This is a genomic window from Quadrisphaera sp. RL12-1S (genome assembly GCF_014270065.1).
Classification (GTDB): Bacteria; Actinomycetota; Actinomycetes; order Actinomycetales; family Quadrisphaeraceae; genus Quadrisphaera.
The window spans coordinates 150,821-170,122 of record NZ_JACNME010000006.1; the positions used below are offsets into that span (position 1 = coordinate 150,821).

Sequence of the window (19,302 nt, forward strand, 5' to 3'; positions counted from 1 at the left end):
GTCACGTGAAGGGTGCGCCGGGGCGCACCGGCGGCCGCGGGGGCGCCTACGATGGGTGGCGAACGCCTCCTGACCTGAAGACCCGGGCACGACGCCCGCTGGTCCCGCGGCCGGCTCCTCAACGAGCGCCGCCGAGTCAGCGGGCGACGACGTGGCGCCACGGCGCCTCGACGCCTCCAGGAGGTGGCATTGGCCCAGGGCCAGCGCGGTGACGACGGTCGCCGCAGCAACGGCGGTCCCACCCGCCGGGACAGCCGCGGTGGGAACGGCGGTGGGAGCGGCGGCCGCCGCGGTGCCCCAGCCCGTCAGCGCAAGGACGTGGTGGCCGTCCTGACCGACGGCGTCCGCGAGGTGCAGCAGGCGGTGAAGGCGGGACGCCTGACCCCCGCCGTCCGCTCGCGGTTCCAGGCCGTGGCGCTGCTGCTGCGCGAGGAGCGCGCACGCGTCCAGGCCGGCGCCATGCCGGAGGCCCGCCGCAGCGAGCGCCTCAAGCGGCTCGACCAGGTGGCGGCCCAGCTCGCCGTGGCTGCCGTCCGCGACGCCGGCCTGCTCCACCTGCTCACCGACGACGCGGTCATCGCGCCGTCCTCCCGCGCGCTGCTGCGCGAGATGCAGCGCGAGGCCGGCATCACCCCGCCCGCCGCACCGGAGGCGGCCGCGCAGCAGGTGGCCGCTCCCGCCGCGTCGCCGTTCGCGCCGGCCGGGGACGGCGCCGCGGGCGGGGAGGGTGCGGGGGCCTCGACCCGCGCCGTCGTCCCGACGTCGGTGGCGTCCCGGCAGCTGGCCAACCCGTTCCTCGCCCCGGTCTTCACGCCGCAGCCCGACCTCGCCTTCCTCCCCCGCCGCCTGGGCGGCTGGGACCTCGTCGCGGCGCTGCTGAGCTCCTTCGAGCGGGCCGGCGGCGGTGACGCGGCCTGCATGGAGCTGCCGGCGCCCACCCAGCAGTTCACGCCCGCCGGCAAGGAGCTCATGCAGCACCAGGGCGCGCTGGTGGCCGCCGCCGCGCAGGGGCACCGGACGTTCCTGCTCGCCGACGAGCCGGGCCTGGGCAAGACCGCGCAGGCGCTGCTCGCCGCCGAGGCCGCGATGGCGTACCCGCTGCTCGTCGTCGTCCCGAGCGTGGTGAAGACCAACTGGGCCCGCGAGGCGGGCCTGTGGGTGCCGCACCGCTCCACCACCGTGGTGCAGGGCAGCGGCGAGAGCGTCAACGGCTTCGCCGACGTCGTGGTGGTCAACTACGAGGTGCTCGACCGGCACCTGGGGTGGCTGGGCGACTTCGGCTTCCGCGGGATGGTGGTCGACGAGGCGCACTTCATCAAGAACAAGACCTCGCAGCGGTCCCAGAACGTGCTGACCATCGCCGACCGCGTCCGCGCCCGCACGCCGGACCCGCTGGTCATGGCGCTGACGGGGACGCCGCTCATCAACGACGTGGACGACTTCCGCGCCATCTGGCAGCTGCTCGGCTGGACCGACGGCACCCGCCCGGTGCCGCAGCTGCTCGAGGCCCTCGAGGAGCTCGACAGGACCCCCGCGGACCCGGACTTCTACCCCGGCGCCCGCCGGGCCGTGGTGGACCTGGGCATCGTGCGCCGCCGCAAGGTGGACGTGGCCGCCGACATCCCCTCCCGCCGCGTGGCGGACCTCCCCGTGGACCTCGACGGGCCCGCTGGCCGCTCCGTGCGCGCCGCCGAGCGCGACCTGGCGCTGCGCATGGTGGAGCGGTACGAGCGGGCCCTCGCGCACCGGGCCGCCGCCGGCCTGGGCGGTGCGCTGGCGATGGGCGCCGAGGACGACGACCGCGTGGACGTGGTCCTCGCCGACGCGCCGGAGCACGGCTCCGAGGAGACGGACGTCGAGGCCGGGTCCGAGCTCGCGCCTGCGGCGGAGACCGTCGCCGCGGCGGAGACCGAGGCCGAGGCCGAGGCCGCCGCGCAGGCGGCCGCCGAGGCCGCAGCGGTGGTCGAGGAGGCCTACGAGGCGCTCGGGGCCACCTTCGCCGCCCCGGAGCCCCCCGTCGTCGACGCCGCGCTCGTGCGGCGGGTGGCCAAGGCCGAGCTCAAGGACTCCGAGTCCGGGGACGGCGAGAACGTCTTCAGCGTGGTGCGGCGCATCGGCCGCGCCAAGGCGGAGCTGGCCGCCGACTACACCGCACAGCTGGCGCGCAGCGCGGGGAAGGTCGTCTTCTTCGCCAAGCACGTCGAGGTCATGGACGCCGCCGAGGAGCTGTTCTCCCGGCAGGGCCTGCGCTTCTCCTCCGTGCGCGGCGGCCAGACCCCGGAGGTCCGCCAGCGCAACGTCGACGCGTTCGTGAACGACCCCGAGGTCGCCGTCGTCGTGTGCTCCCTGACGGCGGCCGGGGTGGGCCTGAACCTGCAGGTGGCCTCGGACGTGGTGCTCGCGGAGCTGTCCTGGACCGATGCGGAGCAGACCCAGGCCATCGACAGGGTGCACCGCATCGGGCAGACCGAGCCGGTGACGGCGTGGCGCGTCATCGCCGCGCAGACCCTCGACGCGCGGATCGCCGCGATGATCGACTCCAAGGCGGGGCTGGCGGCGCGCGCGCTGGACGGCTCCGACGAGGAGGTCGGCGACTCCGTCGACGTGCAGCTGGAGGCGCTGGTGGGCCTGCTCACCGACGCCCTGGAGGAGAAGCACGGCGTTCTGGCCCCCTGACCGCGCACTGCCGGTCCGGCCCGACGTCGTGCTGCAGGGGCACCTCACCGCGGCCGAGGCGCCTCGGGGTGGCATCATGGAAGCACGTCCTGCACCTTTCGCCAGGTCGCAGGACCAGGTCCCCGTCGGCTTCCACCCGGCGGGGACCGTCTTCGTCCCGGCCCCGTCGCGGCGCGCACCGATGACTCCGCGCGCGGGACGCGGTCCACCGGGCATGGCCCTGCTGCGCTACTGGATGAACACCTCCCTGGACGGCTTCGTCGCCGACGCTGACGGCCGCTTCGACTGGGGCGCCCCGGACGCCGAGCTCCACCGGTTCTTCAACGACCAGGAGCGCCAGGTCGGCACCCACCTGTACGGGCGGCGGCTCTTCGAGGTGATGCGGTACTGGGAGGACCAGCCCGCCGAGCCGGACCGGCCGGCCGTCGAGGTGGAGTACGGCGAGATCTGGCGGGCCACCCCCGCGGTGGTGTTCTCCCGCACGCTCACGGCGGTGGGCGGCCCGAACACCGAGCTGGTGCGGGAGTTCGACGCCGACGACGTCGCCGCCCGCAAGGCCGCGGCGGCCCGGGACCTCAGCATCGGTGGCCCGGAGCTCGCAGCCGCGGCCCTGCGCGCGGGTCTCGTCGACGAGGTCGGGCTGGTGGTGCACCCGGTGGTGGTCGGCGGCGGCACCCGGTTCCTGCCGCTGGACCTCCGCCTGGACCTGTCGCTGCAGGAGGAGCGCCGCCTGCCCGGCGGCGTGGTGCACCTGCGCTACCGGGTGCGCTCGGTGGAGCCGCTCGCCTGACGCTGACGCCCTCCCGGTCCGCTCCGGCGCGCAAGGGGCCTCACCCCCGCCTCCCGAAGACCCACCGGCGGAGCAGCAGGAAGCGCAGCGCGGTGGCGAGGACGTTGGCCACCACCAGCACGGTGAGCTCCACGGCCCGGGACGGGTCGGCCAGCGCGTGGAGCGCCGCGAGCGCCCCGGAGGTGAGCCCGAGCGCCGCGGCGAAGACCACGAGCCCCTGCGCGTGCGCGCGCAGCAGCCCGCCGCTGCCGGTGACGCCGAACGTCAGGCGCCGGTTGGCGGCGGTGTTGGCGAGCGCGGTGAGCAGGAGGGCCACGAGGTTGGCGGCCTGCGGGCCGACGGCGCCTCGCAGCAGCACGTAGAGCGCGAGGTAGGCCAGGGTGCTGAGCACGCCGATGGCGCCGAACCTCACCACCTGGCCGAGCAGGCCGCGCGGCACGCCGGGCACCGCGGGCTCCACCTGGTCCAGCGGAGCGCGTCCGAGCTGGGCGCGCAGCGCGGCCAGCGGCAGCGACCCGGTGGCGAAGGCCCGTGCGAGCCGCAGGATGCCGCGCACGTCCTCGGTCGCGGTGCGGACGATGTCGACGCTGCTGTCGGGGTCGTCCACCCAGTCGACCGGCACCTCGGCGATCCGCGCGCCGGCGCGCTCGGCCAGCACCAGCAGCTCGGTGTCGAAGAACCAGCCGGTGTCCTCCACCAGCGGGAGCAGCTGGTCGGCGACGTCCTTGCGGATGGCCTTGAAGCCGCACTGGGCGTCGGAGAACCGCGCGCCGAGGCTGCGGCGCAGCAGCACGTTGTAGGAGCGGGAGATGATCTCGCGCTTGGGCCCGCGCACCACGCGGCTGCCCCGCGCCAGGCGGGAGCCGATGGCCATGTCGGAGTGCCCGGAGACGAGCGGCGCCACCAGCGGCAGCAGGGCCGCGAGGTCGGTCGAGAGGTCCACGTCCGTGTACACGAGCACCGGGGCGTCCGAAGCAGACCACACCGCCTTCAGCGCCCGGCCGCGGCCCTTGGCCGGCAGGTGCACGGCCACCACCTCGGGCAGCGCGGCCTGCAGCGTGTCGGCGATCGCTGCCGTGGCGTCGGTGCTGGCGTTGTCGGCGATGGTGATGCGGAACGGGTACGGCAGCGCCCGGGTGAGGTGGGCGTGCAGGCGGCGCACGCAGGGCTCGAGGTCGTCCTCCTCGTTGAACACCGGGACGACGACGTCGAGCAGCGGTCGTCCCGGCTGCGCCACGAGGAGTCCGCGCGACGGGTGGAGCGAGGGGCTGGAGCCGGCACCGTCCAGCAGGAACGTCGTCATGCCCTGAGGTTCGGCCGGCCACCTCTCGCGCCGCCGCGCCCGTGCTGTGCCCCGCCTATGACCGCCCCCACCGCCCGTGCGCCTCTGCACGACGCCCTCCTCTGCACGATCATGCGAGTGCGCGTCACAGCACCCAGCACGGCGAGCTGCTCGTCGTGGCGCAGAGCCGCATGACTGCGCTCGTACCGTGACCGACCTGTGGCCGCTCCGGCCTGCTGCGGGGGCGTCCGGCTCTGATCACCCGCACCGCCCGGGGCCCGCGCGAGATGTCGGAACCCTGCCTCGATGTGTCGGAACCCGAACCCGGTTCCGACATCTCGAGGCAGGGTTCCGACACGTCGTGGCACCTCTGCCGGGTGGCTGCGTCCGGGGGGTGACGCAGGAGTGCTGGCCGGCCCCTGGGGCGGGGACGACCGGCGCTCGGGACGCGGTGGCTCAGGAGGCGGTGGCTCAGGAGGCGGAGGTCAGGTCGTACACGGTGGTGGACCCCACGGTCTGGGCCGTGAACGTCTGCTCCACCCAGGCCGTGATCTGGGCGGCCGTCCCCTGGTCCTCGCCACCGGTGCTGCCGGGGACGAAGTAGTGGATCCTCCCCTGCGCGACCCACGCCTGGAACTGCGCCAGCGTCGGGGAGGCGTCCGTGCCGTTGAAGCCGCCGATCGGCATGACCGGCTGCTGGGTGGCCAGCTGGTAGCCCGCGGCGTTGTTCGAGCCGACGGTCGCGGCGACCCAGGTGTAGGAGCTGGCGTCAGCCTCCAGCAGCGCCACCAGCGAAGCGCTCGGGCTGCTGCCGTTGAGCAGACCGCCCATCCCGCCCCCGGGGCCGCCGGTGCGGCCGGCCACCGCCCCGCCGGCTGCGCCCGGCGTCGTCGTCGTCCCCGTCCCACCGGGCGCGGTGCCGGTCTGGCCGCCGGGGAAGCCGCCGACGCCGCCGCGCCCACCCCCGCCCCTGGGGCCGCCCATCGCTCCGGCGACCGTGGGGCCGGCCGAGACGATCGAGCCGGTGTGCGCGGTGCTCACCGTCTGGGCGGTGTACGCCAGCGGCCCGGCCAGCGAGGCAGCGAGGGCGACCCCCGCGACGACCCTCGTCAGCGAGGGACGCAGCGCCGTGGCGATCAGCCCGACCGCGGCGAGCACGCCCGCCACCAGCACCAGCCACGACAGCCAGGGCAGGAAGTCGCTGCTGCGCGAGAGCAGCACGAACGACCACACCGCTGTGCCGGCCGTGGCCACCGCCAGGGTCCCCAGGGCCAGCGGACGGGCGCGCTCGCGCCACAGCAGTGACGCGCCCACCCCCACGAGCGCGGCGACCGCCGGGGCCAGGGCGACCGTGTAGTACCCGTGGATGATCCCGCTCATGAAGCTGAAGGTCAGCGCGGTGACCACCAGCCACGTCAGCCACAGCACCACCTGGGCCCGCTGTCCGTCCGAGCGCGGGCGGCGGCGCAGGAGCACCAGCGCGACCACGCCCAGCACCAGCGCCGCCGGGAGGAGCCAGGCGACCTGCCCGCCGAACTCCGCGGTGAACAGGCGGGTGGTGCCGGTCTCCCCCCACGTCCCCGTGCCGCCACCGCCGCCTCCGCCGACAGACCCGGTCTCCTCACCGGTGAGACGGCCCAGGCCGTTGTAGCCGAGGGTCAGGCCCAGGAAGCTGTTGTCGGTGGAGCCGCCGGTGTAGGGCCGTGACGATGCGGGCCACAGCTCGACCAGAGCCACCCACCACCCGGCGGAGACCAGCAGCGCAGCACCCGCCGCGAGCAGCTGCAGCACGCGCGTCCCCACCCGGCGGGGGCTGAAGAGCAGGTGGGTGAGCCCCAGCGCCGGCAGCACGAGGAACACCTGCAGCTGCTTGGTGAGGAACCCCAGCCCGACCAGGGCGCCGGCGGCCAGCAGCCAGCGGGTGCGGCCGTCCTCCAGGTCCCGCAGCACCGTGTGCGCGGCGAGCGTCATGAGGAGCACGAGCAGCGCGTCGGGGTTGTTGAACCGGAACATCAGGGCCGCCACCGGTGTGAGCAGCAGGACGACGCCGGACAGCAGCGCGGCGCCCGCGGAGCAGTGGCGGCGGACGGCGGCGCAGAGGACGCCGGTGGTCGCTACGCCCAGGAGCGCCTGCGGCACGAGGACCGACCACGACGAGAGCCCGAAGATGCGCACCGACAACGCCATCACCCACAGCGACGCCGGTGGCTTGTCGACGGTGATGGAGTTCCCGCCGTCGGAGCTGCCGAAGAGGAACGCCTTCCAGCTCACCGATCCCGCCTGCACGGCCGCGGAGTAGAAGGAGTTGGCCCACCCGGAGGAGCCCAGCCCCACCAGGTAGGTCACGGCCGCCGCGGCCAGGAGCGCCAGCAGCGCCGGGCGCTCCCACGCGGGGGCCTCCTCGCGGCCTCGCAGGAGCCGCTGCCACGCGGCGGGCCGGTGGCGCTGCCGGTCAGCGGTGGCGGACCTCAGAGCTGGGTCGCCAGCGGAACCGGCAGCACCGGAGGCACCGCCGGCAGCGGTGTGGGTCACGGTCATGCCAGGAACCTCGGACCGGGCGCTGGGGCGGCTCTCCGCCACCGCTGTGGCCGGGCTATGCGCCGCCTGCGGCCTGCGCACCCTCGACGTGGTCGACGTCGTCGACGTCGTCGTCGGTGTCCAGCGGGGCGACCGGCAGGCGGACCAGGAACGCCGTCTGCCCGGGGCGGGTGGTGACGTCCACGCTGCCACCCGTGGACGTCACGATCGCGGACACGATGGACAGGCCCAGGCCGCTGCTGCCCGCCGCGCGGGACCGGGAGCCGTCTCCTCGGGCGAACCTGTCGAAGATGTGCGGGAGGAGGTAGGCCGGGATGCCCGGGCCGTCGTCCAGCACCGACAGCACCACCTGGTCGGGACCCGAGGTCGCGAGCCCCGCGGTGACGGTGGTGCCCGGCGGGGTGTGGGTGCGCGCGTTGGTGAGGAGGTTGACCACCACCTGCTGCAGGCGGGCGGAGTCGCCCACCACCTCCACCGGCTCGGCGGGCAGGTCGAGGCGCCAGACGTGGTCCCGGCCGGCGGCGGAGGCGTCGCTGACGGCGTCCAGCAGCAGCCGGGACAGGTCCACCAGGTCGGTCTCCAGCGGGCGGCCGGCGTCGAGGCGGGCCAGCAGCAGCAGGTCCTCGACCAGGCCGGTCATGCGCTTCGCCTCGGACTCGACCCGGCCCAGGGCGTGCGCGGCCGTGGGCGGCAGCACGTCGGGGCCCCGCGCGACCAGCTCGGCGTAGCCGCGGATCGAGGCGAGCGGCGTGCGCAGCTCGTGGCTGGCGTCGGCCACGAACTGCCGCACGCGCAGCTCGCTCTCGTGCCGTGCCGCCAGCGCGGAGCCGACGTGGGTGAGCAGGGTGTCCAGCGCCGCGCCCACCTGGCCGACCTCGGTGCGCCGGTCGGTGTCGCGCTCCGGGACGCGCACGCCGAGGTCCACCTCGCCGCGGTCCAGCGGCATGGCGCTGACCTGCGCGGCCGTGGCCGCGACGCGCCGCAGGGGGCGCAGCGACCGGCGGACGACCGCGGCCGCCGCCAGCCCCGCCAGCAGCATGGCGAGCAGCGCGACGGCCACCTCCACCTGGACGAGCCGGCTCTGGGTGGCCTGGAGGCCGGCCAGCGGGACGCCGGTGACGAGCACGCCGGTGCCGGCGCTCGAGCTCGTGCCGCGGCCACCGCCGTCGTCGTCCCTCGCGGCCACCGCGACCACGCGGTACGCGCCGAGCCCACCGACCTGGACGGTCTGGGGCTGCGCCCCGACGGCGACGCCCGCGAGCGCGGCGGCGTCGCCGCTGCTCACCGCCTGCGCGCAGTACCCCGCGAGGGAGGCCGCGGCGGTGACGCGGCCGTCCACCACGCGGGCCGCCAGCGTGCCGGGCACCTGCCCGGGCGCGAGGAGGAAGCCGAGCCCGTCGGCGGCGGCCTGCTCGTCGGCGGACGACGACGGGCAGCGGTCGCTGAACTGCGGCGGGAACGAGCGGAAGCGGTCGCCTCCACCGGGGGCGCGCTGGGCGGAGGCGACCAGCTGGGAGTCGAGCTGCTGCAGCTGCAGGTGGCGCAGCGCCACCACGGTCGCGGCGCCGACGAGGGCGCAGACCACGGCCACGAGCACGACCAGGGCGACCACCAGCTGGGTGCGCAGCGACCACTCCCCCACCGGGCGCAGCCACCCCCGGTGGGCCGGTGGGACCGGCGGGGTCGGGTGGGTCACCGGTGCGGTCACGGGGTGGGCTTGAGCACGTACCCGACGCCGCGCACGGTGTGGATCATGGGCTTGCGGCCGGCATCCACCTTCTTGCGCAGGTAGGAGATGTACAGCTCCACCACGTTGGCCTGGCCCCCGAAGTCGTAGTTCCACACGCGGTCCAGGATGTGCGCCTTGCTGAGCACGCGGCGGGGGTTCCGCATGAGCAGCCGCAGCAGCTCGAACTCGGTGGCGGTGAGCACCACCTCGTCCTCGCCGCGGTGGACCTCGTGGCCCTCCTCGTCCATGGTGAGGTCGCCGACTCGCAGGCGCGGGTCCTCGGGCCGGGCCAGCACGCCCGCCCGGCGGACCAGGCCCCGCAGCCGCGCGATGACCTCCTCGAGGCTGAACGGCTTGGTGACGTAGTCGTCCCCTCCGGCGCGGATCCCGGCGATGCGGTCCTCCACCGAGTCCTTCGCCGTGAGGAACAGCACCGGCACCTCCGGCACCTCCTCGCGCAGGCGGCGCAGCAGGGTGAGGCCGTCGACGTCGGGGAGCATGACGTCGAGGACGACGACGTCGGGGCGCAGCTCGTGCGCGGCCCGCAGGGCGGAGGCGCCGTCGCCGGCGGTGCGGACCTGCCACCCCTCGAAGCGCAGCGCCATCCCCACGAGGTCGGCGAGCTGCGGCTCGTCGTCCACCACGAGGACGCGCACCGGGCTGCCGTCGGCGCGCACCACCTCCGACCGCGAGGGGTCGGTGCCGCTCTGCCGCTCGGCCGGGTGCGCGCTCGTGCTGGTCATGCCACGAGTGTCGGAGTCCGAGGGCCGACCTGTCTGCACGTCTGCTGTGGCGTTCCTGTGACGCGGGCGCCGCCGCCGCAGCACCTGGCGGACCGCTCCCGGCGTCATAGCAGGGGCACAGGTCTCCTCCAGCAGCGCGGCAGCGGCCGCTCCGACCGTCAGTGGCATGAGCACCCACGAGACCCACCGCTTCCCCTCCGCGGACACCGCCCCGACCGGGACGACCACCGCCCAGGCGCCTCGCGTCGCCAGCAGCGGTGGCGGCGGTGGTGGCGAAGGTGGTGGCGCTACGAGCGCCGGGGCGGGCTGGCGCACGCCGCCGGTGGAGCCGTTCGCACCGCCGGCCTCTGCCTCGACCTCTGCCCCTGCCCCTGCCCCTGCCCCACCCGTCCGGCGCGGTCACCGGGTGACGGCGCTCATCGCCTCCGGGGCGCTGGCCGCGGGGCTGCTGGGCGGCGTGGGGATCGGGCGGCTGACCGCTCCGTCGTCCGCCTCGGCCGGTGCCGGGGGGTTCCAGCAGGGCGGACCGGGCGGCGCGGGCGGGATGCGCGGCCAGGGCGGCTTCGGGGGCCAGGGCGGTTTCGGGTCGCAGGGCGGCGGGACCGGCCAGCAGGGCCAGCTCGGCCAGCAGGGCAGCACCTCCCAGGGCGGGGCCGCCGACCCCGGCCAGGCGGGCGCTCTGCCCGACCAGGGGGGTGCGGCGGCCGACGGCACCGCCGCGGACGGCGCGGCCGGGACGTCGTCGTCCTCCAGCACCACCTGAGCCGGTGGCCGGGCCGAGCCACCGGCGCGGTCCTCGACCACCCCCTCATCGGGGCCGCCCAGGAGCGGCCCTCATCCCCGGGCGGCGGGCTGCCTCTCGGGCGCCGTCGCCGCGCGACCGCCGAGGGACCGGGTGGCCAGCAGGCCGACCAGCAGGAAGGCCGCGGCGGCGAACGCCGCCAGCCGGGTGCCGTCGGAGAAGGCGTCCTCGGCGGCGGCCCGCACCGCTCCGGTGAGGGAGGCGATGGCCCCGCCCGAGGAGCCGACGACGGCGCTGACCACCTGCCCGGTCGCTCCGGAGGACGTCAGCGAGCTCTGCGCGGTGGAGTAGAACAGCGTCCCGACCACGGCGATGCCCAGGGCGGACCCGAGCTGGCGCGAGGTCGACTGGGTGCCGGAGGCGCGGCCGCTGTCCCCCACCGGCACGTCCCGCAGGATCACCCCGGTGAGCTGCGCCGTCGCCAGGCCCACCCCGAACCCGTAGACGGCCAGGAACGGCACCACGGACAGCCAGGTGGTGTCGCGGGAGACCACCAGGCCGATGCCGGCGATGCCCACCACCTCGCAGACCAGCCCCCAGCGCACCACGGCGAGCGGCTCGATCTTCCCGGCCTGCGCCCCGGCGAAGCCCGAGGCGACGAACGCCCCGCCGGCCAGCGCCAGGAGCACCAGCCCGGACTGCACGGCCGAGTAGCCGAGGACGTTCTGCAGCCAGATGGGCAGCACCAGCACGATGCCGAACTCCCCCAGCGCCACGACCAGCGCGACGAGGTTGCCGTTGCGGAAGGAGCTGATGGCCAGCAGGTCCAGGGCGAGCAGGGCGGGGGCTCCGGCGGCGATGCGGCGCCGCTCCACCGCTACGAACACCGCGCCGGCCACCACGGCCACGGCCAGCGCCACCGGCACCGGGGAGACCGACCACGGCCACGTCCACGAGCCGACCTCGAGCGCCGTGCGCGTGCTCCACCAGCCCAGCTCGCGGCCCTCCACCAGCCCGAAGACGAGCGCACCGCACGCCACCGCTGACAGCACCGCGCCGCGCACGTCGAGGCGGGGCGGGCCGTCCTGGCGGGACTCGTCGACGAAGAGCAGGGTGCCGACCACGATCGCGGCCCCGAGGACGACGTTGATGCCGAAGGCCCACCGCCAGGAGAGGTCGGTGGTGAGCCAGCCACCGAGCAGGGGGCCGACGGCGGTCATGCCGCCGATGGTGGAGCCCCACACCGCGAAGGCGATGCCGCGCTCGCGACCGCTGAAGGTGGCGTTGACGATGGACAGCGTGGTCGGCAGCACCATCGCGCCGCCGACGCCCTGCACGAAGCGCGCGCCGATGAGCGCGGCGGCGCTGGGCGCCAGCGCCGCGAGCACCGAGGCGGCGGTGAAGACGACGACGCCGACGAGCAGCAGCCGGCGGCGGCCGTAGGCGTCGGCCAGCCCTCCGAAGGTCAGGAGCAGCGCCGCGAAGACGACGGTGTAGGACTCCTGGATCCACAGGACGTCGGTGGGGCCGGCGTCGAAGTCGGTGACGATCGACGGCACCGCGACGTTCACGATGGTGCTGTCGACGATGATCGTCGCCACGGCGAGGCTCACGGCCACGAGGCCGAGCCAGCGGCGGTTGCGCACGGTTCCTCCAGAGCTGTCGGCGGTGTCCTCCACCGGGTGTGCCAGGAAACAGTAAGCCTGCTGACTGTTGTCCGCCCGCCGGTCCCGCCGCGCGACCTAGGGTGGGAGCCGTGGACCAGCCAGCCCGCCCGGCGGAACCGGGAGCGACCGACGAGTGGCCGACCGGGCGCCTGCTCTCGGCGGCGGCGCGCCGCGTCGAGCATTCGTGGCAGCTGGCACTGGCGGGCATCGGCATCAGCCACGCCGGCCTCGTGGTGCTGCACCTGCTGCAGCAGGGCCCCGCGTCCCAGAAGGAGCTGGCCACCGGCGCCCGCGTCTCGGCGCAGACCATGTCGCGCACGCTGGAGCGCCTCGAGCGCGACGGGTTCGTGACCCGCGCGGCCGACGACGGTGACCGGCGCCGCTCCACCGTGGTCCGCACACCGGCGGGCGCTGCGGTCTTCGAGCGCGCCCGCTCCCTCGAGGACGACGTCTTCCCCGCCGTCGAGGACCCGGCCCGGCTGCGCAGCCTCCTGCTCCAGGTGCTGCACCACCCCTGAGCACCACCCCTGAGCACCACCCCCGAGCGCCGACTGGCCCGGCAGGTCTGCCGAAGGGGGGCCAGGGGCCTGGTCGCGGTGGCACCGCGGGCGGGTCGCGTCCGACAGGATGGACCTCGGCAGACGCTCCTCGCCCGAGGGGCAGCACCTGGGGGGCGCTGTGGGACCGACGGTTCGCTGCGGGGCGCGGCAGGGCCTGCGCCACCAGTGCGGGCTGGCCGCCCTGCACGAGGGCGACCACCGCAGCGGCGACCGCTCCTGGGCGCGCGGCCCCCGCGACCAGGCCGCCTACGAGCGCCAGCTCGAGGAGCTGAGGGTGCTGCGCGACCAGGCCATCGGCTGGACGCAGCGCGCCGAGGGCTGATCCCGCAGCCCGCGACGGCGGCCCACCCCTGCCCGAGCACGCCCCCCACCCACCGGCGGCACCGCCCCCACCACCGGAGGGGGAGCGCGCTCAGGAGGTGACCTGCTGCACCAGCTGCACGATCCACGGCCAGATGTCCCGGGCGCGGTCCACGGCCTGGTTCGCCGTCGCGACGATCGGCCAGACCGACGCCACCAGCGAGACCAGCCAGGCGAGGACCGCGAGCGTCCAGGACAGCCAGTGCTGGCGCGAGAGCGCCGCACCCACGAGCAGGGCCAGCGACACCAGGAAGCCCAGGACCACGACCGCGGTGATGGCCCCCACCGGCACGGACAGCAGCGGGCCCGCGCTGGCGGCCGCCCCCACGAGCCCGAGGACCGGTCCGAGCACGAGCAGCGCGGTGAGCACCACGAGCACGGCCCCGACCAGGGCGGCGACGAAGCGCAGCGGGAGCGCCCTGCCCTGGCGGGCGCGCGTGCGGAAGGTGGTGCGGGACGAGTACGAGACGGAACGGGCCACGGCGGCCTCCTCGGTCTGGAGCCGGCGGCGCTGACCTGCCGCCGCTGCCACCGCGACGACGCGACGGCCGAGTCGTTCTTACACCGTAAGGAGGCGTTGCGCCTGTCGGGGAGGACGGGCGGCGGAGGGGGTGACCTGCGCCGCAGGGAGCAGCGCGACGGGCGCCCGGTGCCGCATCATCGCCGGGTGGCCCCCACCGACGCCTCCAGCGCCATCCGCGCGGGCCTCGGCCTGGAGCAGGTGAGCGTGCTCCTGGTCGAGGACGACGCCCGGCTGCAGGCCGCGGTCGCCCGCGCCCTCGGCGAGGCCGGGGCGCGCGTCGAGGCCGTCGGCACCGGCCAGGCGGCGCTGGCCGCGGCCGGGCCCGGTCCCGCCTGCCCGTTCGCGGTGGTCGTGCTCGACATCGGCCTGCCCGACTCCGACGGGCGCGACGTCTGCCAGGCGCTGCGCAGCCGCGGCATCACCGCACCCGTGCTCTTCCTCACCGCGCGCGGTCAGGTGGAGGACGTCGTCTCCGGCTTCGGAGCCGGCGGCGACGACTACCTGTCCAAGCCGTTCCGCACCCCGGAGCTGCTGGTCCGCCTCGGGGCGCTCGCGCACCGCGCCGGTGCCCCGCTCGTCCCCGGAGCGGCGGGTCCCGCGGACGCCCCCGCCGCGGTGGCCCCCGGCAGGACCGGACCAGCGCAGGGCGCCCCGTCGCCCGCGGACGCTCCCCCGCCGCTGCGCCTGGACCCGGTCGGACACCGGCTGCTGGGCACCGTCGAGCAGCCGCTCACCCCCACCGAGTACCGCGTGCTCGCCGTGCTGGTCAACGCGCCCGGCGAGGTGGTGCGCCGCAAGGCGCTGGCGGCGGCCGGCTGGTCGCACGGGGCGATCGTCTCGGACAACACCCTGGACCAGTACGTGGCGCGGCTGCGCCGCAAGGTGGCCGCGGCCAGCGGCGGCGCGCACCAGATCACCACCGTGCACGGCGTCGGGCACCGCTTCTCGTGAGCGCTGTCGAGGTGCCCGCGGGCGTGGCGCCGCCCCGGCGGCGCTGGCGGCGGGGCCGCCGTGGACCGGGCAGCCTGCGCAACCGCGTGGCCTGGTCGGCCACCGCCGTCACCGCGGGCTGGGTGCTGGCCCTGGGCGTGGGCGGGAACCTGCTGGTGGCGGCCTCGCTGAGCCGCGCCGCGGACGACTCCCTCCTCGCCCGCGCGGAGGCGGCCTCCGCAGCGCTGGAGACCGGCCCCGACGGGGAGCTCAGCGTCTCCGGCCCCGCTGACGACCGCGCCCTGGTGACGGGCACGTGGCTGGTCGACTCCCAGGGCGTGGTGGTCAAGGCACCGTGGGACGCCGCCGACGAGGCCACCGCGGGCGCGGAGTCGCTCGCCCGCCAGGCGCTCGCGGGCGAGGGCACCGGCAGCGACGGGTCCGCGGCCGGCACGGTGGACCTCGACGACCCGGTGCGCCTGCTCGCGCTGCCCGTCGAGCGCGGCGACGACGTGCTCGGGGTGGTGGTCATGAGCGCCTCGCTGAACCCCTACTCGCGGCTGCGCGACGTGGCGGTGGTCTCGAGCGCGCTCGCCGGGCTGGGGCTGCTCGTGGTGGTGCACCTCGTGCTGCGGGCGGCCCTCGGTCGAGCACTGGCACCTGTCGCGCGCATGAGCGCCCAGGTGGACCGGTGGAGCACGGACGACCCGGAGCAGCGCCTCGGCCAGGACCACCGGCCCACCGAGCTGGCGGAGCTGTCCAGCACCCTCGACGGCCTCCTGGCGCGCATCGCCGCCGTCCTGCGCCACGAGCGCCTGCTCACCGCCGAGCTCTCCCACGAGCTGCGCACGCCGTTGGCCCAGCTGCAGGCCGAGCTCGACTGGCTGCGCTCGGGGTCGCGGACCGCGCAGGAGCGGGAGGAGTCCCTGGCGGCCCTGGACGCCTCGGCCGGGCGGATGCGCGCGGTGGTCGACGCGCTGCTGGCCTCGGCGCGGACCAGCTCGGCCGCGCCCGGCCGCTGCGACGTGGCGTCCGCGCTGGCCGCGGCCGTCCAGGAGGTCACCGGTCCCCCCGGCTCCCACGACGACGGCGGGCCGGCGGTCACCCTGGACCTGGCCGAGGGCCTCGCGGCCGGTGTCGAGGCGGCCCTGCTGGAGCGCGCGGTGGCACCGCTGCTGTCCAACGCCGTGCGGCACGCCCGCGGCCGGGTGGCGGTCAGCGCCCGCCGGGAGGGGCACGACGTCGTGGTCAGCGTGCGCGACGACGGCGCGGGGATCCCCGCCGCGGTGGTCGGCCAGGTGCTCGAGCCGGGCTTCCGGGGTGCCCCGGACGACGGCCACCCCGGCGCCGGGCTGGGCCTGGCCCTGGCGCAGCGGCTGGCCGCCAGCGCGGGCGGCGCCGTGGTGCCGCACCCCGCCGGGCCGGACGGCGGAGGCGCCGTGGACCTCGTGGTCCCCGGCGCCTGAGCGGGCCGCGCTCCGAGGGGGACTGCTAGCGCGCGGCGCCGACCCGCGCGCCCAGCGCTGCTGCGCCGCCGCGGGGCCCGTCGTCGTCGAGGTCTGACGCCGCTGAGCGGGCGGCCCAGACGCGCACCTCCTCGACGGTGCGGGCCCAGTCCGTGCCCGGGGCCAGGCGCCCGGTCTCCATGTGGGTGGCGAGGTTGGGCGCCGCGGCCAGGAAGGTGCGGCGCCGACCGGGGCGGCGGTGGGAGCGCAGGGCGGTGGCCGCCAGGAAGGGCAGCAGCAGCGCGTGCCGCACGGCGCCGCGCAGGCCGCGCCCACCGCCCAGCACGGGCTGGACCACCGGCCGCAGCAGGTCCGCGGCCGTGTAGGGGGAGAACCCCTGCAGGACCAGGCAGGTGTCGTGGTCGCGCAGCATGGTGCGGTGCCCCGCCATGCACAGGCGGAAGACGCCCAGGTCCTGGCGCAGCGCACCGACGCGGGCGCCGAAGGTGGAGGCGGTGCTGCGCAGCCGCGCCCACTCCTGCTCCCCCACGCGCAGCGGTGCCCCGGCGCTCCAGCCGCGGGGGTCGGGCAGCTCGTGCTCGTCGGAGCGGAGCACGGAGCGGCCGGGCGTGGAGCCGTAGAGGGCGAAGTAGTCGGCGGACGCCGTCTGGGGGGCCTGCGCCGCCGCGGCCAGGGAGCTCAGCGCGTCGGGCCGGTACAGGTAGTCGTCCTCGCTGAACCACACCACGTCGTCGTCGTGCCAGCCCGGGGTGCGGGTCGCCAGCTGCAGCGCGCCCCAGTACGAGGCGCGCATGCCCGACCCGTCCAGCTGCTGCACGCGCCCGGCGCGGCGCATGAGCACGAGCAGCTCCTCGGGCACCGGTCCGTCGTTGAGGAAGACCACGTCAGCGTCCACCCCGTCGAGGGCGCGCACGAACGACTGCAGGCACAGCAGCTTGCTGTACCCCTGCGGGCGGCCCTTGCGGTTGTCTCCCCCGTAGGAGCGGTACACGACGCGGAGGGTCATCACTCGCCCCTGAGCTCTGCGGTCATGAGCAGACGCTAAGCACGTCGACGCGGCGGTGCACGGGCCGCAGGGCCCGTCCGGGGCCCTGGCGGGGCCTGTGTTCAGGTCGCGTTCAGGACTCGGCGCCCGGAACGGCCCGCCACAGCCCCGGTGCGGTCCCGGTGCGGTCCCGGTGCGGCTCCCGAAGGGCAGACGGCGGCACGACGACGACGTCCGCGGTCCGTCGGGCACGACGCGTGATGCTCGAGGCTCGCTCCGAGGGGGAACCACCGTGATCTTCGCACCCACCGACAGCGGGGAGACCCCCGACACGCCCTCCGGCCACCACGAGGCCGGAGGCGGTGACGAGGCGCCGCTGAGCGCACCCGCCGCGTGCGGGGCGCGGCGGCGGGGCGCCCGCTGCGGCCTGGCCGTCCTCCACGACGGGGACCACGCCGGCGACCACGCCGGCAGCGAGCGGAGCTGGCCGCGAGGTCGGCGCGCCCAGCGCCGGCGCGACGCCCTCGTCGCGGCCGTCGAGCGGCTGCGCGACGAGGTCGCGCAGCCGCTCGAGGTGTGACCGCCCGGCGGCCCGCGGCGCTCAGACCCGGAAGGCCGACACCGCCTGGCGCAGCTCGCGGGCGGTGCGCTGCAGGTCGTCGGCAGCGGACGTCGTGGAGGACGCGCTGGTGGTGGTCTGGCGCGACGCCGCGGCCACGCCGTTGATGTTGAGGCTGATCTCCTGGGTGCCCGAGGAGACCTCGTGCACCGAGCGGACCATCTCTGCCGTCGTCGCCGACTGCTCCTCCACCGCCGAGGCCACGGTGGCCTGCAGCGCGTCGATGCGGCCGATGACCTCGCTGATCTGCTCGATCGCCGCGGTCGCGTCGGCCGCGTCGGCCTGAGCGGTCTGCACCCTGGCCACGATCTGCTCGGTGGCCTTCGCCGTCTGCTGGGCCAGGTCCTTGACCTCACCGGCCACCACCGCGAAGCCCTTGCCGGCCTCGCCGGCGCGGGCGGCCTCGATGGTCGCGTTGAGGGCCAGCAGGTTGGTCTGCTCGGCGATCGTGGTGATGAGCTTGACGACGTCGCCGATCTCGCGGCTGGACTCGCCGAGCCGGTCGAGGATGCGCCCGGCGGACTGCGCGGTGGTGACCGCGCCGGCGGCGGTCTGGGCCGCGGTGGCCGTGGAGGAGGCGATCTCCCCGATCGCCGAGGTCATCTCCTCACCGGCCGCGGCGATGGTGGACATCGACGCCGAGATCTCCTCGGAGGCCGCGGCCACCAGCTGCGCCTGGGCGGAGGACTCCTCAGCGCCCGACGACAGCTGGGCGGACACGGCGGTCAGCCCCTCGGAGGTGCGGGCCAGGTCGTCGGCGCGGCTCGAGATGCTGCGCACCACCCCGGCGAGGTTCTCGAGCGAGGCGTCGGTGGCGGCGGCCAGCTGGCCGACCTCGTCGCGGCTGCTCACGCCGGTGCGCTGGTCCAGCCGCCCCTGGGACAGGCCCTCGACCACGGTGAGCACGCGGGTGAGCGGGCGGGAGATGGAGCGCGCCAGGACCACCGCCACGGTCACAGCGACCAGCAGCGCGGCCAGGGCCGTCGCGGCCATGAGGACCATCGCCGTGCGGAACGCCCGGTGCCCGGCCGCCGCCGCCGCGGCACCGCTGTCCAGCTCCGCGGTGTAGAGGCCGTCCATCTGCTCGGACACGGTCTTGGTCAGCGGCGTGACGACCTCGTCGCGCTGCTTGACGTAGCCGGCGTTGTCCTTGGCCTGGGTGTAGGTGAACAGGGCCTTGCGAGCCTCGCGCCACCTCCCGACCGCGTCCCACGCCGTCGCCCGCTGGGCGGCGCTGGCGCCGGTGCGCCCGCCGTCGTAGCGCTGCCAGTCCGCCAGGAGGGCCGCCTCGTGCTCGGCGTTGCCGTCCAGGGCCAGCTTCATCGTCTGGGGGTCGTTCATGCCGGCCTGCGCGCGGGAGGTGTCCTGGCGCAGCAGCTGGATGTCCAGGCGGGTCGCGGCGAGCGCCTCGAGGGAGACGAGGTTGCCGGAGTACATGGCGTCGAGCCGCTCCTGGGCCTGCGACAGGCGCAGGGCCCCGATGCTCAGCACCACCAGCAGGAGCACGCAGACGACGCCGAACGCGGCGAAGAGCTTGGTAGCGACCTTGAGATCGCGCAGACGTGCCATGGCGGTGTCCCCCGGGGCTGGTCGAGCGGCTTCCACCTCAGGTGTCGGCAGCCCCCGAGGCGGACTGGACCGCACCGCCATGATCGACATCACCGCTGGTCACAGGGCACAGTGGGGCACAGT

Annotated in this window: 16 protein-coding genes; 8 read left to right on the forward strand and 8 right to left on the reverse strand. The window is 76.0% G+C overall.

The genetic code is table 11. The features are described from left to right. Window positions 1-189 precede the first annotated feature (189 nt). Both H7K62_RS21605 and H7K62_RS13265 read left to right on the forward strand, forming a co-directional pair. The gene (locus H7K62_RS21605; RefSeq protein ID WP_222437565.1) at window positions 190-2,676 is read left to right on the forward strand and encodes a DEAD/DEAH box helicase; all 2,487 of its coding nucleotides are present in this window, start codon (window positions 190-192) and stop codon (window positions 2,674-2,676) included. Between the two features lie 214 nt (window positions 2,677-2,890). Beyond that, window positions 2,891-3,466, forward strand: a complete 576-nt coding sequence (locus H7K62_RS13265) for a dihydrofolate reductase family protein (protein ID WP_186718941.1) — start codon at window positions 2,891-2,893, stop codon at window positions 3,464-3,466. 40 nt (window positions 3,467-3,506) lie between these two features. Here H7K62_RS13265 and H7K62_RS13270 read toward each other — a convergent pair whose 3' ends face one another. The 4 genes from H7K62_RS13270 to H7K62_RS13285 all read right to left on the reverse strand — a co-directional run bounded on the left by H7K62_RS13270 (window position 3,507) and on the right by H7K62_RS13285 (window position 9,758). Beyond that, window positions 3,507-4,769, reverse strand: a complete 1,263-nt coding sequence (locus H7K62_RS13270; RefSeq protein ID WP_186718942.1) for a glycosyltransferase — start codon at window positions 4,767-4,769, stop codon at window positions 3,507-3,509. Window positions 4,770-5,219: 450 nt separating this feature from the next. Next, complete coding sequence (locus H7K62_RS13275; RefSeq protein ID WP_186718944.1) at window positions 5,220-7,286, reverse strand: glycosyltransferase family 39 protein; 2,067 nt, start codon at window positions 7,284-7,286, stop codon at window positions 5,220-5,222. Window positions 7,287-7,341: 55 nt separating this feature from the next. Continuing rightward, window positions 7,342-8,994 (reverse strand): sensor histidine kinase, encoded by a 1,653-nt coding sequence (locus H7K62_RS13280; RefSeq protein WP_370591764.1) that lies wholly within the window; start codon window positions 8,992-8,994, stop codon window positions 7,342-7,344. Next, window positions 8,991-9,758, reverse strand: a complete 768-nt coding sequence (locus H7K62_RS13285; protein WP_186718946.1) for a response regulator transcription factor — start codon at window positions 9,756-9,758, stop codon at window positions 8,991-8,993. The genes H7K62_RS13280 and H7K62_RS13285 overlap by 4 nt, the downstream gene beginning before the upstream one ends. A gap of 166 nt (window positions 9,759-9,924) precedes the next feature. On the opposite strand from H7K62_RS13285, the gene H7K62_RS13290 reads away from it, so the two are divergent. Continuing rightward, the gene (locus tag H7K62_RS13290; protein WP_186718948.1) at window positions 9,925-10,521 is read left to right on the forward strand and encodes a hypothetical protein; all 597 of its coding nucleotides are present in this window, start codon (window positions 9,925-9,927) and stop codon (window positions 10,519-10,521) included. A gap of 71 nt (window positions 10,522-10,592) precedes the next feature. Here H7K62_RS13290 and H7K62_RS13295 read toward each other — a convergent pair whose 3' ends face one another. After that, window positions 10,593-12,146 carry an MFS transporter gene (locus H7K62_RS13295; RefSeq protein WP_186718950.1) on the reverse strand — a complete coding sequence of 518 codons (1,554 nt, stop codon included), beginning with the start codon at window positions 12,144-12,146 and terminating at the stop codon, window positions 10,593-10,595. A 110-nt stretch (window positions 12,147-12,256) separates the two neighbouring features. Here H7K62_RS13295 and H7K62_RS23965 point away from each other — a divergent pair, with 110 nt between their 5' ends. Continuing rightward, on the forward strand, window positions 12,257-12,685 hold the full coding sequence (locus tag H7K62_RS23965) for a MarR family winged helix-turn-helix transcriptional regulator (protein ID WP_186718955.1): 429 nt from the start codon (window positions 12,257-12,259) through the stop codon (window positions 12,683-12,685). A 160-nt stretch (window positions 12,686-12,845) separates the two neighbouring features. Continuing rightward, the gene (locus tag H7K62_RS13305) at window positions 12,846-13,049 is read left to right on the forward strand and encodes a hypothetical protein (protein ID WP_186718956.1); all 204 of its coding nucleotides are present in this window, start codon (window positions 12,846-12,848) and stop codon (window positions 13,047-13,049) included. A 90-nt stretch (window positions 13,050-13,139) separates the two neighbouring features. Here the strand turns inward: H7K62_RS13305 and H7K62_RS13310 are convergent, their stop codons facing one another. Next, a complete protein-coding gene (locus tag H7K62_RS13310) occupies window positions 13,140-13,568 on the reverse strand; it encodes a hypothetical protein (protein WP_186718958.1) in 429 nt (142 codons plus the stop codon). 186 nt (window positions 13,569-13,754) lie between these two features. Between H7K62_RS13310 and H7K62_RS13315 the strand changes: the two genes are divergently transcribed. Both H7K62_RS13315 and H7K62_RS23970 read left to right on the forward strand, forming a co-directional pair. After that, window positions 13,755-14,561, forward strand: a complete 807-nt coding sequence (locus tag H7K62_RS13315; protein ID WP_222437566.1) for a response regulator transcription factor — start codon at window positions 13,755-13,757, stop codon at window positions 14,559-14,561. After that, a complete protein-coding gene (locus H7K62_RS23970; protein ID WP_186718960.1) occupies window positions 14,558-16,006 on the forward strand; it encodes a sensor histidine kinase in 1,449 nt (482 codons plus the stop codon). The genes H7K62_RS13315 and H7K62_RS23970 overlap by 4 nt, the downstream gene beginning before the upstream one ends. A 25-nt stretch (window positions 16,007-16,031) precedes the next feature. Here H7K62_RS23970 and H7K62_RS13325 read toward each other — a convergent pair whose 3' ends face one another. Beyond that, a complete protein-coding gene (locus H7K62_RS13325; protein ID WP_186718962.1) occupies window positions 16,032-17,012 on the reverse strand; it encodes a hypothetical protein in 981 nt (326 codons plus the stop codon). 271 nt (window positions 17,013-17,283) lie between these two features. On the opposite strand from H7K62_RS13325, the gene H7K62_RS13330 reads away from it, so the two are divergent. After that, entirely contained in the window at window positions 17,284-17,571 is a 288-nt protein-coding gene (locus H7K62_RS13330; protein WP_186718963.1) for a hypothetical protein, read from the forward strand. Window positions 17,572-17,592: 21 nt separating this feature from the next. On the opposite strand, the gene H7K62_RS13335 is transcribed toward H7K62_RS13330, so the two are convergent. After that, window positions 17,593-19,179: a methyl-accepting chemotaxis protein gene (locus H7K62_RS13335; RefSeq protein WP_186718964.1), complete on the reverse strand. Its 1,587-nt coding sequence runs from the start codon at window positions 19,177-19,179 to the stop codon at window positions 17,593-17,595. Window positions 19,180-19,302 lie beyond the last annotated feature (123 nt).

Bases quoted from the DNA above. Each gene is read 5' to 3' on its own strand.
- H7K62_RS13265 (WP_186718941.1), top strand. From the start codon at position 2,891: ATGGCCCTGCTGCGCTACTGGATGAACACCTCCCTGGACGGCTTCGTC.
- H7K62_RS13270 (WP_186718942.1), bottom strand. From the start codon at position 4,769: ATGACGACGTTCCTGCTGGACGGTGCCGGCTCCAGCCCCTCGCTCCAC.
- H7K62_RS13275 (WP_186718944.1), bottom strand. From the start codon at position 7,286: ATGACCGTGACCCACACCGCTGCCGGCGGTGCCTCCGGTGCTGCCGGT.
- H7K62_RS13285 (WP_186718946.1), bottom strand. From the start codon at position 9,758: ATGACCAGCACGAGCGCGCACCCGGCCGAGCGGCAGAGCGGCACCGAC.
- H7K62_RS13290 (WP_186718948.1), top strand. From the start codon at position 9,925: ATGAGCACCCACGAGACCCACCGCTTCCCCTCCGCGGACACCGCCCCG.
- H7K62_RS13325 (WP_186718962.1), bottom strand. From the start codon at position 17,012: ATGACCCTCCGCGTCGTGTACCGCTCCTACGGGGGAGACAACCGCAAG.
- H7K62_RS13335 (WP_186718964.1), bottom strand. From the start codon at position 19,179: ATGGCACGTCTGCGCGATCTCAAGGTCGCTACCAAGCTCTTCGCCGCG.